The sequence below is a fragment of the Rhodococcus sp. HNM0563 genome (assembly GCF_012726195.1).
Lineage (GTDB): Bacteria > Actinomycetota > Actinomycetes > Mycobacteriales > Mycobacteriaceae > Rhodococcus.
Window position 1 is genome coordinate 13,178 of sequence record NZ_JAASAF010000016.1, and the last position, 15,689, is coordinate 28,866.

General features: G+C 64.3%; 15 protein-coding genes. 13 read left to right on the plus strand and 2 right to left on the minus strand.

Annotation, left to right across the window (positions count from 1 at the left end; all coding sequences use genetic code 11):
* The 10 genes from HCA61_RS25250 (at position 1) to ugpC (ending at position 10,737) form a co-directional block, all read left to right on the plus strand.
* The gene (locus HCA61_RS25250) at positions 1–1,074 is read left to right on the plus strand and encodes a DNA polymerase domain-containing protein (RefSeq protein WP_169690941.1); all 1,074 of its coding nucleotides are present in this window, start codon (positions 1–3) and stop codon (positions 1,072–1,074) included.
* A gap of 109 nt (positions 1,075–1,183) precedes the next feature.
* The gene (locus tag HCA61_RS25255) at positions 1,184–1,696 is read left to right on the plus strand and encodes a DUF6764 family protein (RefSeq protein ID WP_169690984.1); all 513 of its coding nucleotides are present in this window, start codon (positions 1,184–1,186) and stop codon (positions 1,694–1,696) included.
* 115 nt (positions 1,697–1,811) lie between these two features.
* Positions 1,812–3,035, plus strand: coding sequence for a serine hydrolase domain-containing protein (locus HCA61_RS25260; protein ID WP_169690942.1), 1,224 nt, complete (start codon positions 1,812–1,814; stop codon positions 3,033–3,035).
* A 115-nt stretch (positions 3,036–3,150) separates the two neighbouring features.
* Positions 3,151–3,375, plus strand: a complete 225-nt coding sequence (locus HCA61_RS25265; protein ID WP_169690943.1) for a dodecin — start codon at positions 3,151–3,153, stop codon at positions 3,373–3,375.
* A 124-nt stretch (positions 3,376–3,499) separates the two neighbouring features.
* Positions 3,500–5,179 carry an FAD-dependent oxidoreductase gene (locus HCA61_RS25270; RefSeq protein WP_169690944.1) on the plus strand — a complete coding sequence of 560 codons (1,680 nt, stop codon included), beginning with the start codon at positions 3,500–3,502 and terminating at the stop codon, positions 5,177–5,179.
* Positions 5,180–5,364: 185 nt separating this feature from the next.
* Positions 5,365–6,303 (plus strand): Ig-like domain-containing protein, encoded by a 939-nt coding sequence (locus tag HCA61_RS25275; protein ID WP_169690985.1) that lies wholly within the window; start codon positions 5,365–5,367, stop codon positions 6,301–6,303.
* A 147-nt stretch (positions 6,304–6,450) separates the two neighbouring features.
* Positions 6,451–7,377, plus strand: a complete 927-nt coding sequence (locus HCA61_RS25280) for a sugar ABC transporter permease (RefSeq protein ID WP_169690945.1) — start codon at positions 6,451–6,453, stop codon at positions 7,375–7,377.
* Positions 7,378–7,421: 44 nt separating this feature from the next.
* Positions 7,422–8,267, plus strand: coding sequence for a carbohydrate ABC transporter permease (locus tag HCA61_RS25285; RefSeq protein ID WP_346777649.1), 846 nt, complete (start codon positions 7,422–7,424; stop codon positions 8,265–8,267).
* A gap of 30 nt (positions 8,268–8,297) precedes the next feature.
* The gene (locus tag HCA61_RS25290; RefSeq protein WP_169690987.1) at positions 8,298–9,626 is read left to right on the plus strand and encodes an ABC transporter substrate-binding protein; all 1,329 of its coding nucleotides are present in this window, start codon (positions 8,298–8,300) and stop codon (positions 9,624–9,626) included.
* A 31-nt stretch (positions 9,627–9,657) separates the two neighbouring features.
* Positions 9,658–10,737, plus strand: coding sequence for a sn-glycerol-3-phosphate ABC transporter ATP-binding protein UgpC (gene ugpC / locus HCA61_RS25295; protein WP_169690946.1), 1,080 nt, complete (start codon positions 9,658–9,660; stop codon positions 10,735–10,737).
* Here ugpC and HCA61_RS25300 read toward each other — a convergent pair.
* Positions 10,732–11,502, minus strand: coding sequence for a DeoR/GlpR family DNA-binding transcription regulator (locus HCA61_RS25300; protein WP_169690947.1), 771 nt, complete (start codon positions 11,500–11,502; stop codon positions 10,732–10,734). The two genes, ugpC and HCA61_RS25300, sit on opposite strands and share 6 nt — an antisense overlap.
* A gap of 297 nt (positions 11,503–11,799) precedes the next feature.
* Between HCA61_RS25300 and fgd the strand changes: the two genes are divergently transcribed.
* The 3 genes from fgd to HCA61_RS25315 are packed head-to-tail and all read left to right on the plus strand — an operon-like array spanning position 11,800 to position 14,764.
* Complete coding sequence (fgd, locus tag HCA61_RS25305; RefSeq protein ID WP_169690948.1) at positions 11,800–12,804, plus strand: glucose-6-phosphate dehydrogenase (coenzyme-F420); 1,005 nt, start codon at positions 11,800–11,802, stop codon at positions 12,802–12,804.
* 16 nt (positions 12,805–12,820) lie between these two features.
* Positions 12,821–14,470 carry a glucose-6-phosphate isomerase gene (gene pgi, locus HCA61_RS25310; RefSeq protein ID WP_169690949.1) on the plus strand — a complete coding sequence of 550 codons (1,650 nt, stop codon included), beginning with the start codon at positions 12,821–12,823 and terminating at the stop codon, positions 14,468–14,470.
* A gap of 3 nt (positions 14,471–14,473) precedes the next feature.
* Positions 14,474–14,764 (plus strand): WhiB family transcriptional regulator, encoded by a 291-nt coding sequence (locus HCA61_RS25315; RefSeq protein ID WP_169690950.1) that lies wholly within the window; start codon positions 14,474–14,476, stop codon positions 14,762–14,764.
* A 60-nt stretch (positions 14,765–14,824) separates the two neighbouring features.
* Here HCA61_RS25315 and HCA61_RS25320 read toward each other — a convergent pair whose 3' ends face one another.
* Complete coding sequence (locus HCA61_RS25320) at positions 14,825–15,655, minus strand: NAD(P)-dependent oxidoreductase (RefSeq protein ID WP_169690951.1); 831 nt, start codon at positions 15,653–15,655, stop codon at positions 14,825–14,827.
* Positions 15,656–15,689: the final 34 nt, after the last annotated feature.

Consider the following 15,689-nt stretch of genomic DNA (forward strand, 5'->3'; position numbering starts at 1 on the left):
GTGGCGACTGCGAAACGATCACCTGCGGAAGAACTCGACGTCGACGGTGTGCCCGTACGGCTGTCCAACCCGGACAAGATCTACTTTCCCAGGCTCGGCGCGGAGGGCGGCACCAAACGTCACCTCGTCGAGTACTACCGGGCGATCACGACGAGCATGGGCTCGCCGCTCCTCGATGCGCTCCGGGACCGGCCCACCCATCTGCAGCGCTTTCCCGACGGTGTGGAGGGTGAGGAGATCTATCAGAAGCGTGCACCCGCGAAGCGACCCGACCACGTCGCGACGTGTGAGATCACCTTTCCGTCCGGACGCAAGGCCGATGCCCTGCGAGTGCGTTCGGCCGCGGATGTGGTGTGGGCGGCCAATCTGGGGTGCGTGACATTCCATCCCTGGGCTGTGCGCTGCGGCGACACGGACAGGCCCGATGAACTCCGGATCGACCTCGACCCACAACCGGGCACGGATTTCGGTGATGCGCGTACGGTCGCGCTCGACGTGGTCCGGCCGCTGCTCGACGAACTCGGACTGAAGGGTTTCCCGAAGACGTCGGGCGGTCGCGGCATCCATATCTATCTGCGGATCGTCCCAGAGTGGGACTTCGTCGGGGTGCGTCGTGCCGGGATCGCGCTGATGCGCGAGGTGGAGCGGCGCAGTGGTGACCGCGCGACGACCGCCTGGTGGAAGGAGGAGCGTGGCGAGCGGATCTTCCTCGACTTCAATCAGAACGCGCGCGACAAGACCATCGCGTCGGCATATTCGGTGCGGCGAACACCGATTGCGACGGTGTCGACGCCGCTGACGTGGAATGAACTCGCCGACGCGGAACCGGACGATTTCACGATCGCGACGGTGCCCGAACTGCTGGCGAGGCGACCCGATCCGATGTCGGATCTCGATGCCGCCGCGCAGTCGATCGATGTTCTGCTCGAGATGGCCGACCGTGACGAGGCTGCTGGACTCGGCGACCTGCCCTATCCGCCGAATCATCCCAAGATGCCGGGCGAACCGAAGCGCGTGCAACCGAGCCGTGACCGGGAGCTGAACAGCGGGAAGAGCTCCGGGAACAACACCTGACCGAGATTCTGCCGTTATCTCACTGTGGAGCGTGACAGAGGATGTCTCCCTAGACTGTTACTCGAGGGTAGTCGTTCTGATCGTTTGGAGGGCCGCAGGCGTGACCTGGATGAAGGTGTCGGGCCGATTGTCGGTGGTCGGTGCGGCGTTGGCTGCGGCACTCGGCGGTGCACTGCTGGCTGCGGCGCCTGCGCAGTCGCTGACCTGTTCGGCGCCTCCCGGTGCCCCGACAGAATCCAGCGCGGTTGTCGGAACCGACGCGTGCGGCGCGAACACCGAGGGTCCCGGAGGGGCGTGGAGTTACGGAGGCGGCGGAGTGGGATTTGCCGATTCCCGCGGGGACTCGAGGGTTGGCGCAGCCGGTCTCGATGGCGGTGTCGGAGCTGCCGAGAGCGCCGGAGGACTGCTCGCTGCCGTCGGGGTCGGCGCCGAGTCGCTCGCACTCGGTGTGCTCGATCAGCCGGGTACCGCTGTGGTGGCGACAGGTCCGGGTTCGCAGGCTTTCATCGGCGACGCGACCGACCCGGTCCTGTGCGTGGGCGAGATGGCGCTTGCGGCGAACCTCACGACCGGCCAGGGCTGCTTCGTGTACGGGTCCTTGCGGTACACGACGACGCCGTAGTCGCGGAGGACTCGTCTGTACCGGCAGTGAATCTGTACCTGCAATGAGTATGTAAGGCCTTCCCCGGACTCGTTCCGCCACGTAGCGTGTCGGAAACATTCGAGCGGAGGTGCCCATGAGCGTCCAGACGATCGACCGGGGCCAGGTTTCACCAGGACAGAGTGTCCGAGAACTGCCCCCGACCGCCATGCACGTCGACCCGAGGTTCCTCCCGCTCGCAGACCGATTCTTCGCTCTCTACAAGGAGCCGCAGCACGGCGGCGGAGCACTCACTGCATATCTGCACGGTGAGAAGGTGCTCGACATCTGGGCGGGTTGGGCCGAGCGCAACCGGCGGTGGAGCCGCGACACGATGACGTTGTCGTTCTCCACAGGTAAGGGTGTGGCCTCGACCGTCGTGCACAGACTCGCCGAGCGCGGTCTGATCGACTACTTCGCACCGGTAGCGCAGTACTGGCCGGAGTTCGCGGCGGGCGGCAAAGGTTCCATCACCGTCGCCGACGTGATGACCCACAGTGCCGGTCTGCACCGTGTGCGCGGACTCGTACCGGGCACCCGCGGAATCCTCGACTACGACCGGACGGTCGCCGCGCTCGCGGCGGCGCGCCCGGACAAGCGTCGTCATCGCGGTTCGGGCTACCACGCTGTGACCTACGGCTGGCTGGTCGCGGAGATCGCTGCGCGGGTCACCGGAAAACCGTTCGTCGACGTGGTCGAAGCCGAGATAGCCGAACCGCTGGGTATCGGCGACTTCTGGTATCGGGTTCCTCCCGGTGAACGGCACCGCATCGCACCGCTGTTTCCGCGGATCAATCCGATGGGCTTGAACTGGGGAATGAGCGCCTCTGTGTTGTCGAGGATCGGACCGACCAGTGGGCTCGCGGAAGCGGCGATGCCCGACGGTTTCGACGAACTCGTCCGTGACCCGGCAGTCCACGATTCCGTCATGCCCGGCTGGAACGGGGTCTTCACAGCGCGTGCGCTTGCACGGATGTACGGGGCGATTGCTGCCGGTGGCGTACTCGACGGCAGGCGTTTCCTCGATCCCGGGACGATCGCCGAGATGAACAAGGTGCGTCGCCGCGGCCGCGACTACGTCCTCGGTGTCCCGATGGCGTGGCGACTCGGATACCACCAACCCGTGTTCGCGAGCACCGAGCGTCCGCGAGGCGCACTCGGACACTACGGAGTGGGTGGTTCGGGAGCATTCGCCGACCTCGACTCGGGCCTGTCGATCGCGTTCACCACCAACCGGCTCGGCGCCGGGGCGATTCCGCTCGGTGACCTGCGTCTGGCCCGGCTCGGGGTGCTGGCACGCGAGCTTGCCAGGAAGGCGTGAGCGTAATTCGCTCGGGGTGGTGGAGATTGCCGTTCCGGCGCGAAGTCGGGTCGAGGCGGGCAGTATCCGGAGCAGGGCATTGCCATGCCCTGTGCCGATACGTGAGGAGCGCGCCATGAGCCATGTGTACCGAGTGATCGAGGTCGTCGGGTCGTCGACGACCGGGGTGGACGACGCGATCGCCAAGGCTGTCGCGCGGGCCGGGGAGACGACGCGCCACCTGGAATGGTTCGAAGTGGTCAACACGCGTGGTCACATCGATGATGGTGCTGTCGCGCACACGCAAGTTACGCTCAAGATCGGATTCCGGATCGAGTCCGGCGACGAATTGTCTGAATAGCGCATTCTCGCCACTGGCAATCGCCTGGTACGATTTGGGTAATGTGATTCTCGACCAAATCTGTAACGTGTTATAGTCTGGGGTTTCGACAACCCCACCCGGCACTCTCCAGGCAGGTAGCGAAGTGGCTTATGTGATCACCCAGGCATGTTGCAACGACGTCTCGTGCGTCGAAGTCTGCCCGGTCAACTGCATACACCCGACACCCGACGAGGCGCCGTTCGCAACGACGGAGATGCTCTACATCGACCCGGAGACCTGCATCGACTGCGGTGCCTGCGTCGACGAATGCCCGGTCGACGCAATCTTCGCGGACAACGAGATCACTCCCGAGCAGGAGCCGTACCTCGAGATCAACGCCGCGTACTACGAGCGGTACCCGATCGGGCCCGACTGGCCGGAGCTGCGCAGCCGAAAGAAGATCCCGGCAGATCTCGGAACGCTGCGCGTCGCGATCGTCGGCTCCGGTCCGGCCGCGTGCTACGCGGCGCAGGAACTCGTCTCGCATTCGAGTGTCCGGGTCGACATGTTCGACCGCCTGCCCACCCCGTACGGCCTGGTTCGTGCCGGGGTCGCGCCGGATCACCAGAGCACCAAGGGAGTCGGCGACGTCTTCCGCAGCGCCATCGGCCACAAGAACACCCAGTGCTGGTTCAACGTCGAGGTCGGCACGCACATCACCCACGACGAGCTGCTCGCGCACCACCATGCCGTGATCTACGCGGTCGGTGCATCGAGCGACCGTCATCTCGGTGTGCCCGGCGAAGACCTCCCGGGCTCGCACGCCGCCACCGAGTTCGTCGCCTGGTACAACGGCCATCCCGACTACGCAGACAGGAAGTTCGACCTCTCGGGCGAACGCGCCGTGATCATCGGCAACGGCAACGTCGCACTCGACGTCGCGCGCGCCCTGGTGATGAACCCCGATGAGCTCGCTCGCACCGACATGGCCGAGCACGCCGTCGAGGCACTGCGGAACTCGAACATCGAAGAGGTCGTCGTCATCGGACGACGCGGCCCGGCGCAGGCCGCGTACACCAACCCCGAGCTGCTCGCACTCGGCCAGCTCGAGGGAATCGACGTCATCGTCGACCCCAATGAGATCCAACTCGATGCGGCCAGCCAGGCCATCCTCGACGACCCCGAGGTGGAGCCGCGGATCGCACTCAAGATGCGCCAGGTCGAGGGGTACGCACAGAACACCCCGAACCCCGGCAACAAGCGCATCGTGCTGCGGTACCTCGCGTCGCCGGTCGAGATCGCAGGCGAAGGCAAGGTCGAGTCGATCACCCTCGAACGCAACGAACTCGTCGAGTCCGACGGTCGGCTGGACGCGCGCCCCACCGGCGAGACCGAGACACTCACGACCGGCCTCGTGCTCCGCTCGATCGGCTATCGCGGCACCCCCGTCGACGGTCTCCCGTTCGACGAGAAGAAGGGTGTCATCCCGAACGAGTCGGGCAAGGTCATCGAACCCGACACCGGCGACGCGGTCTCCGGGGTCTATACGGCAGGCTGGATCAAGCGGGGCCCGAGCGGTGTGATCGGCACCAACAAGCAGTGCTCGGCCGAGACCGTTGCACAGCTCGTCGACGACTTCATCGCAGGCCGTCTCGCCGAACCCGTGGCGGATAGAGAGAAGCTCGACACCCTGATAGCCGAACGCCGTCCCGAGTACGTCGACTACAAGGGCTGGCAAGCCATCGACAAGCAGGAACGCGCACGCGGCAAGGCGTCGGGAAGGTCGCGTCTGAAGTTCGTCTCGATCGAGGAAATGCTCGCAGCGTCGAGGCCCGAAGCCTGACGTTCACGGTCTTCACCTGCATGGAGCGAATGCGTCGCTCGCCCCTCGGCGAGAGTGAACGACGCATTCGCTCCACTGCCCGAATTGCTCGACGACGGGTCGGTGTGTGTAATGACGAGGTACGCCAGCGCCGCGGTCGGGGATGTGAAAACGCGACGCACCGTCGAACGATGGGTAATTTGTCGATGTTTGTGAAGCAGTCCATGCCCAAGAGTCGTCACCGTGCCACGCGCCGGGTCGGTCGCCTCGTCGCCGCCCTCACGGGCGCCGGCGCAGTCGCTCTCGCTCTGGCCGGCCCTGCGGCCGCCGCACCGCTGTGGCCGGGTGGGCCGGAGGTGCCGAGCGTCGAAGACCTGATCGAGGGTCTCGCACCGGCGATCCCGGGTGCACCGCAACTCCCGACACCTCAGGCTCCGGCGGCGCCGTTCTCGGATCCGTCGCTGAATCCGTCTTCCGGTGAAACGGTCGGTGTCGCGCAACCCATCATCATCCGGTTCAACGAGCCCGTCGGAGACCGTGCTGCTGCCGAACGCGCAATCGAGATCACGTCGGAACCGGCAGTCGGCGGCCATTTCTACTGGGCGTCGGATCAGCAGGTGCGATGGAAGCCGTTCGAGTTCTGGCCCGCGCACACCACCGTCGACGTCCGGGCGGGCGGCTCGCACTCGTCGTTCACCATCGGCGACGCCCTCGTGACGGTGGCCGACGACAACACCAAGACGATCACCGTCACCCGCAACGGCGAGGTGGTCCGGACCATGCCCACCTCCTTCGGCAAGCCCGGCTACGAAACCCCGAACGGCACGTACATCGTCGGCGACAAGTTCCGCGACATGTACATGGACTCGTCCACGTACGGCGTGCCTGTCGACGATCCTGAGGGCTACCGCACGTATGTCGAATACGCGACGCGGATGTCCAACAGCGGCATCTTCATCCATGCAGCTCCGTGGTCCGAGTGGGCGCAGGGCAACACCAACACCAGTCACGGCTGCCTCAACGTGAGTACCGCCGACGGGCAGTGGTTCTTCGAGAACGCCCGCAAGGGCGACCCGGTGATCGTGCAGAACACCGCGGGCGGCGTCCTGAACGGCTGGGACGGACTCGGAGACTGGAACCTCTGACACACGCTGAGTTTCCGCCCCCCTACCCGGCCGGGCGAATGAACAATCGGTCCGATCCATCGGGACGAGCGATACATTCGCCAGGAAGGGTAGGGGGCGTCTTCTTCTCGTAACCACTTGTTCGCCGATGACGTCCAGACTGCCTCGGTGTCATCGAGTCCGGAACGAACACTGCCGCAGACGAACCGCGGTCTACGCGGCCGTCCGTGGACCGACTACGCGCTGTTCGCGGTGCTCGTCGGACCCAACGTCGCGTTGCTGATCCTGTTCACCTATCGCCCCTTGGTGGACAACATCCGGCTCTCGTTCTTCGAGTGGAACATCTCCAGCCCCACTTCGACGTTCATCGGCTTCGACAACTATCGAGAATGGTTCGGCAGGTCCGACTCCTGGCAGATCGTCGGAAACACACTTTTCTTCACCGCGGCCGCTGTCATCGGCTCGATGGTGCTCGGCCTCGGTCTCGCTCTGCTCCTCGATCGGAAGCTGATCGGCCGCAATCTCGTCCGCTCCGCATTGTTCGCGCCGTTCGTCATTTCAGGTGCCGCCGTCGGTGTCGCCTTCCAGTTCGTCTTCGATCCGAACTTCGGCCTCGTCCAGGACGTTCTGGCCCGGATCGGAATCGAATCGCCCAACTTCTACCAGGACCCGACCTGGGCGCTGGTGATGGTGACACTGACCTACCTGTGGAAGAACCTCGGCTACACGTTCGTCATCTACCTCGCCGCATTGCAGGGACTGCGCTCCGAACTGAGTGAAGCCGCAGCGATCGACGGGGCGTCGGGGTGGACGACGTTCCGTAGGGTCATCCTGCCTCAGCTCCGCCCGACCACATATTTCCTGTCGATCACGGTGCTGCTCAATTCGTTCCAGGTATTCGACATCATCAACGTGATGACGCGCGGCGGTCCACTCGGCACCGGCACCACCACCATGGTGTTCCAGATCTACGACGAGTCGTTCCGCAACTTCCGCGCCGGATACGGGGCAACCGTGGCCACCATCATGTTCCTGGTGCTGCTCGCGGTGACCGTCTACCAGGTCCGCATCATGGATCGAGGGGATCAGAAGTGACCGCTCTCGCCGACCGTCCCACCACCTACGTCGAACCCGAGCGCGTGGATGCCGACACCCACGCACGCCGCGAACGTCTCGTGAAGGTGTTCGGCTATGCCGCCATGCTGTGTGTCCTGATCATCGTAGGACTGCCCTTGTACTGGATCGTCATGACCTCGTTCAAGGGGCGCCCGGACATCTATACGATCCCGGTGACCTGGTGGCCGGCCGTGTTTCATCCCCAGAACTACTCCGAGGCCGTGCAGTCCGTGGAGTTCTTCGCGTTCCTTCGCAATTCGGTGATCATCACATCGATCCTCGCGGGCGTGAAGTTCGTGCTCGGTGTGTTCAGCGCGTACGGGTTGGTGTTTCTCCGCTTCCCCGGCAAGAACTTCGTGTTCCTCGGAATCATCGCGGCACTGATGGTGCCCAACCAGATCACCGTCATCTCCAACTACGCGTTGGTCGCAGAATGGGGATGGCGCAATACCTTCCAGGGCATCATCGTTCCACTCGCGGGCGTCGCGTTCGGCACGTTCCTGATGCGAAACCACTTCCTGTCGATTCCGGCCGAGATCATCGAGGCCGCAAGGATGGATGGGGCCGGCCCGCTGCGGCTGCTGTGGCGGGTCGTGCTGCCGGTTTCGGGCCCGACCATGGTGGCGTTCGCGATCATCACCGTGGTCAACGAGTGGAACGAGTACCTCTGGCCGTTTCTCATGGCGGACGACGCATCCATCGCGCCGCTGCCTATCGGACTGACGCTGCTCCAGAACAACGACGGCGTCACCAATTGGGGCCCGGTCATGGCGGGCACCGTGCTCGCGATGCTCCCGATCCTCGTGGTCTTTCTTCTCCTGCAACGACACATGATCAAGGGCCTCACCTCCGGTGCGGTCAAGGGCTGAACACTCAGGGAGCTGGTAATGGGTATCGACATCAGGAATTTGAACAGGCGCGGCTTCCTGGGGCTGACGGGTCTCGTCGCGACGAGCGCGGCGCTGGCCGCGTGCGCGGGCACCGGCGACGGCGCGAGCGGTTCCTCCGGCGCGTCGGGATCGGCGGCGTCCGGCGACGCGACCACCATCAACTTCTGGTCCAATCACCCTGGCAAGTCCATCGAGATCGAGAAGGAACTGATCGGCCGTTTCCAGGCGCAGAACCCCGAGCTCACGGTCAACCTGATCGACGGTGGCAAGAACTACGAAGAGGTGTCGCAGAAGTTCAATGCGGCACTGTCCGGTGGAGACCTGCCGGACGTCGTCGTCCTGTCCGACGTGTGGTGGTTCAACTACGCGATCACCGGTGCCATCGCGCCGCTCGACGATCTGTTCTCGACTGTCGGCGTCGACACCGGCGACTACGTCGACTCGCTTCTCGCCGACTATCTTTACGAAGGAAGCCATTTCGCGCTTCCCTACGCGCGGTCGACGCCGTTGTTCTACTACAACAAGGACGTCTGGAGCCAGGCCGGGCTGCCCGATCGCGGCCCCGAATCGTGGGCCGAGTTCGACGAGTGGGGACCGCGCATCCAAGAGGTCGTCGGCGGCGGGAGGTGGGCGCACGGCTGGGGTAATGCTGCGGACTACCTCGGCTGGACGTTCGAGGGGCCGATCTGGACTTTCGGCGGCGCCTACTCCGACGGGTGGGACCTGAAGTTCACAAATTCGAAGACCCTCGAGGCCGGCGCCTTCCTGAAGGACATGATCCACACCAAGAAGTACGCGTCCGTCTCGAACGACATCGCCAACGACTTCTCGGCCGGTCTTCTCGCGTCCACGATCGCGTCCACCGGCGACCTGTCCGGCATCACCGGCAACGCGGCATTCGAATTCGGCACCGCCTTCCTGCCTGCACCCGACGGACCCGGCTGCCCGACCGGTGGTGCCGGCCTGGCGATCCCGTCGGGTATTTCCGACGAGCGCAAGGCCAACGCGCTGAAGTTCGTCGATTTCGTCACCAATGGCGACAACACGGCGTACTTCTCACAGAACACCGGATACATGCCGGTCCGTAAGTCCGCGGTCGAGAACGCCGACATGAAGAAGTATCTCGACGAGAACCCCAACGCGCGCACCGCCGTCGACCAGCTCGCCGTGACACGTTCGCAGGACTACGCCCGCGTGTTCGTTCCTGGTGCCGACCAGGTGATCGGAACGGGACTCGAGAAGATCGCGCTGCAGAACGCCGATGTTGCAGTGACGTTCGCGGAAATCCAGGACCAGTTGCAGCAGATCATCGATCGTCAGATCACCCCCAACCTGTAAGCACACAGTCACAGATGAAGGTACGGACCCAGTGGCCCAGATCAGTTTCCGGAATGTCACACATCGCTATCCCGGTTCGGCGCGCCCGGCGGTCGATTCACTCGACCTCGAAATCGCGGACGGCGAGTTCTTGGTGCTGGTGGGCCCATCCGGGTGCGGAAAGTCGACGAGTCTGCGCATGCTTGCCGGTCTCGAGGCGGTCGATTCCGGCCGCGTCGAGATCGGCGGACGCGACGTGACCGGGTTGCCGCCGAAGGCGCGCGATGTGGCGATGGTGTTCCAGAACTACGCGTTGTACCCGAACATGACCGTGGCCGAGAACATGGCGTTCGCGTTGCAGAACGCGGGAATGAAGAAGCCCGAGCGCACGAAGCGTGTGCTCGAGGCAGCGAGAATGCTCGAACTCGGACAGCTGCTCGACCGCAAGCCGGGCAAACTCTCGGGTGGACAACGTCAACGAGTGGCCATGGGGAGAGCCATCGTTCGTCACCCCGCGGTGTTCTGCATGGACGAACCGCTGTCGAACCTCGACGCGAAACTACGGGTGAGTACCCGGGCCCAAATCGCCGAGCTCCAGCGCAGACTGGAGACCACGACGGTGTATGTCACCCACGATCAGGTCGAGGCGATGACGATGGGGGATCGGGTCGCCGTGCTCGACGGTGGACGCCTCCAGCAGGTCGCGGCGCCGCGCAAGCTCTACGACGACCCCGTCAACACCTTCGTGGCGGGATTCGTCGGGTCGCCCGGAATGAACCTCATCGAGGTTCCCGTGGAGGACGGATCGGCGACACTCGGTGCGCTGCAGGTTCCGGTACCCCGGTCGGTCGACTCGGGTCGTGTGGTGCTGGGAGTGCGGCCGGAATCGTGGACCCCCGTCGGTGCGTGGCGGAAGGGTTCGTGGACATTGCGGACGGTACTCGTCGAGGAACTCGGGGCCGAGTCGTTCGTCCACGCGGTAGCGGAAGCGCCGAACGACGGAATGGGCAAGGTCGTCGTGCGATGGGATCGGCGGAAACCGATAGCACACGGCGAGGAGATCCACCTGATTCCGAAATCCGGTGAGGTCTTCTTCTTTTCGGCGGAAACCGGCCTGCGCATCAGGTCATGACGCAGTGGGGGTCTCCGCGATCGTCAAGTTGTCGTCGTAGAGGTCGCGTTGGTCGTCACAGAGTCCGGAATCGGTGACGATCGTGCTCACCTCGTCGAGGGCAGCCACCTTGGCGAGGGCTCGTCGTCCGAACTTGGTGTGGTCGGCGACGACGACCGTGTGTGCGGACGCGGCGATCAGGGCGCGTTTGATGGGAACCTCGAGCGTGTTGTTGTTGGTGATTCCGGCGGCAGGATCGATCGCGTCTGCTCCGAGGAACGCCCAATCGGCCGAATAGTGCGACATGAATCGGACGGCATGGTCGCCGATCAGCGTGTAGACGGAGCCGAGCAACTCGCCCCCGGATACCAGCAGCCGTACGTCGGGGAACGACGCGACGAACTTCGCGATACGGAGATCGTTGGTGAGCACGGTCAGCGACGACTTCGCCCGCAGCGCGACCGCGACCTCGTAGGTCGTGGAGCCGCTGTCGAGAACGACACTGTCGCCGTCGGACACGAACTTGGCCGCAGCCGCGGCGATCGCCGATTTCTCGGCGCGGCGTACGTCCTGTTTGAGCGCGTACGGGACTTCGAACGACGCACCATCGATCGCTTTCGCGCCGCCGTGGGTGCGTTCGACCTTGCCGTCGCGTGCGAGTGCATCGAGGTCGCGCCGGATGGTGGACGAGTCGACGCCGAGGGCAGCCGACAGTGTCTTTGCGTCGACATATCCGTCGGCGAGTACTCGAGTGAAGATCTCACGTCGTCGTGCGCTCGCGGACACGAATGCTCCTCGGATCGGTGCGTGGGTATTGGGCGGTCGAGGTCGAGAGTCTGCTCGATTGGTGACGACCATAGCGCACCGACACGCAGAACGCGCGTAGATATTGACACTCCTGCGCGAAACTGTGCATCATTTCGAGCAGAACGTGCACGTTCTCGTGCAGAGCTCGCGAAGTTGTCACGAAGCTGAAGTTTGCCGAGAAGAGAAGTTCACCCAGAACACCGGAACCGCCGAGGTTCCTCGACGTACGGACCTCGGCCGACCGCATACGACGTCGTCTTTCGGAGGTCACACGTAATGCTCAAGTTGGGATACAAGGCATCGGCCGAGCAGTTCGGTCCGCGTGAGCTGGTCGAGCTCGGGGTGCTCGCCGAGGCGCACGGGATGGATTCGGCGACGGTGTCGGATCATTTCCAGCCGTGGCGGCATACCGGTGGGCATGCGCCGTTCTCGTTGGCGTGGATGACGGCGGTGGGGGAGCGTACCGAGCGGTTGCAGTTGGGGACGTCGGTGCTGACGCCGACGTTCCGGTACAACCCGGCGGTGATTGCGCAGGCGTTCGCGACGATGGGGTGTCTGTATCCGGGGCGGGTGTTCCTGGGTGTGGGGACGGGGGAGGCGCTCAATGAGATCGCGACGGGGTACAGCGATGCGTGGCCGGAGTTCAAGGAGCGGTTTGCGCGGTTGCGGGAGTCGGTGCGGTTGATGCGGGCGTTGTGGACCGGTGATCGGGTGGATTTCGAGGGGGAGTTCTACCGGACGGTGGGGGCGTCGATCTATGACGTGCCTGATGGTGGTGTGCCGGTGTATGTGGCGGCGGGTGGTCCGGTGGTGGCGCGGTATGCGGGTCGGGCGGGTGATGGGTTCATCTGTACTTCGGGTAAGGGGATGGAGCTGTATACCGACAAGTTGTTGCCTGCGGTGGCCGAGGGTGCGGGCAAGGCGGAGCGGGAGGTGTCGGGGATCGACAAGATGATCGAGATCAAGATTTCGTATGACACGGATCGGGAGTTGGCGCTCGAGAATACGCGGTTCTGGGCGCCGTTGTCGTTGACGGCGGAGCAGAAGCATTCGATCGAGGATCCAATCGAGATGGAGGCGGCGGCGGATGCGTTGCCGATCGAGCAGGTGGCGAAGCGGTGGATTGTGGCGTCGGATCCGGATGAGGCGGTGGAGCAGGTGCGGGCGTATGTGGATGCGGGGTTGAATCATTTGGTGTTTCATGCGCCGGGGCATGATCAGCGGCGTTTTCTGGAGTTGTTCGAGCGGGATCTGGCTCCGCGGCTGCGCGCCCTCGCGTGAACGGACGGACGACGAGATGACCTCGGTTGCACAGAACGTGACCACCCTTCCGCAGTGGAAGGCGCTCGACGCCCATCGCACCGATGTCGAGTCGTTGCACTTGCGCGAATTGTTCACGGCAGAACCTGCCCGTACCACGGAGATGACGGTCACCGCCGCGGATCTGGAGATCGACTACAGCAAACACCGGATCACCACCCGCACGAGGGAGCTTCTTCTCGACCTCGCCCGCGCGACGGGGGTCGAGGCAGCCCGCGACGGGATGTTCGCCGGTGAACACATCAACGTCACCGAGGACCGGGCTGTGCTCCACACCGCGCTCCGGCTGCCGTCGACCGCTCAGGTGCGGATCGATGGTGAGAATGTGGTGACCCGCGTGCACGAGGTACTCGACGCGATGGGCGATTTCACCGACCGCGTCCGGGACGGCCGGTGGCGGGGAGCGACCGGTGAGAAGATCGCGACAGTGATCAACCTCGGGATCGGTGGATCGGACCTGGGCCCGGTGATGGTGACGCGTGCTCTGCGGCACTACCACGACGGTCCGCAGGTGCGATTCGTGTCGAATGTCGATCCGGCAGATCTCACGGCGGCCCTGAACGGCCTGAATCCGGCGACGACATTGTTCATCGTGGCATCCAAGACGTTCTCGACAGTCGAGACCCTGACGAACGCGACCGCTGCGAGACGCTGGCTCGTCGCGACGCTCGGAGACGACGCGGTCGCGGCGCATTTCGTGGCGGTGTCCACACACGCACAGCGGGTCGAAGAGTTCGGGATCGACCCGGCCAACATGTTCGGCTTCTGGGACTGGGTCGGCGGAAGGTACTCGGTCGGGTCTGCCATCGGGCTGTCGGTGATGTGCGCGGTGGGGCGAGAGCGATTCGCCGAACTGCTCGACGGGTTCCGCCGCGTCGACACTCACTTCCGAACGGCGCCCCTCGAGAGGAACGCTCCGGTCCTGCTCGGCCTGCTCGGCGTGTGGTACACGAGCTTCCTGGGTGCGCAATCGCGTGCTGTGCTGCCGTATTCCAACGACCTCGTACGTTTTCCCGCCTACCTGCAGCAGTTGACCATGGAGTCGAACGGCAAATCGATACGCGCCGACGGAACTCCGGTGGGATGCGCGACCGGCGAGATCTTCTGGGGCGAGCCGGGAACGAACGGACAGCACGCGTTCTACCAGTTACTTCATCAGGGAACGCACCTGGTACCTGCCGATTTCATCGGATTCGCCATGTCGACGGATGATCTGCCCACTGCAGATGGAACCGGAAGTATGCACGATGTGCTCATGGCGAACTGCTTCGCGCAGTCGAAGGTGATGGCATTCGGCCGCACTGCAGACCAGGTACGGGCCGACGGCACGCCCGAAGAGTTGGTGGCACACAAAGTGATGCCGGGCAATCAGCCGTCGACGACCGTCCTTGCACCGAAACTGACCCCGTCGACGCTCGGGCAGCTCATCGCGCTGTACGAGCATCAGGTGTTCGTTCAGGGCGTCGTGTGGGGGATCGACTCGTTCGACCAGTGGGGTGTGGAACTGGGGAAGGTACAGGCAACGCAACTGCAGGCGGCGTTGTCGGAAGACAGCGATCCTGCGACCGGTGATGCGTCCACCGACGCCCTCATCCGAATCTACCGAGAGATGTCGAAGGGAGAGTGACCCGTGCCCGCTCTGAAACTGCTGAAACTTCCCCCACCGGTCGCGGAGTCGTGGGATTGGCAGATGGACGCTGCATGCCGCGACGTCGACGGCGCGATCTTCTTCCACCCCGACAACGAGCGCGGTGAACCGCGCGAGGAGCGAATCGAGGCTGCGAAGCGGATCTGCCGCTCGTGCCCGGTGAGTATGCAATGCCTTCGTTACGCTCTGGAATCCGGTGAGCGATACGGGGTATGGGGCGGTATGACCGAGGAGGAACGAAAGGCCGCACGCAGGCGGCGTATGGTCCGATAGCGCGCCGATGCACAACGGCACCGAGTGAATTCACTCGGTGCCGTTGTGCGTGTGCGGTTTTCAGGCGTCGAGGAACAGATCCCGTTGCGGGTTGTCGCCGCCACCGTAACGTGAAAGATCGGTGATACCCGCCGCGGTGAGCACGTCGGCGTCGATGTAGCACTTTCCACTGGTGGTCTTCGCGGGACTCGACAGGATTGCCACTGCGGCGTCGGCCATGATCTCGGGGCTGCGCGATGAGGACAGCAGGTTCTCGCCGTCCTGCATGTTCGCGACCGCCGAGGTGGCGATATAGGTCTCCGGCCACAGGCAGTTCGCGGCGATTCCTGCCTCGGCGTATTCTGCCGCGAACCCCAGTGTCAGCAGCGACATTCCGTACTTGGACAGCGTGTACGCGGGATGCGCGCCCAGCCAGTACGGGTTCATGTTGATCGGCGGGGCGATCGTGAGGATGTGTCCGTTCTCGGACTTGCGTAGATGCGGGAGGGCTGCCTTCGTGAGAAGGAAGGTGCCCCGGCAGTTGATCTCCTGCATCAGGTCGTATTTCTTCGCGGACAGTTGTTCGGTCGGTTCGGTGCCGATCGCGCTCGCGTTGTTGACGCACATGTCGATGCCGCCGAATCGCTCGACCGCGGTGTCGACGGCGCGCTGTACGTCCTCCTCTTTGCGTACGTCGCCGACGATCGCGACGGCTTTGCCGCCGGCCGCTTCGATGTCGGCGACAGCCGTGTGCACTGTGCCCTTCAGCTTCGGGTGGGGTTCGCCGGTCTTGGCCAGGAGCACGACGTTCGCGCCCTGCGCTGCGGCAGCGACGGCGATCGCAAGTCCGATGCCGCGGCTGGCGCCGGACACCACCATCGTGCGGTCGCGAAGTGCATGCTGGCTCGTCATCGTTCTCCCTACTCGGAATTCGTGTAGCTCATTC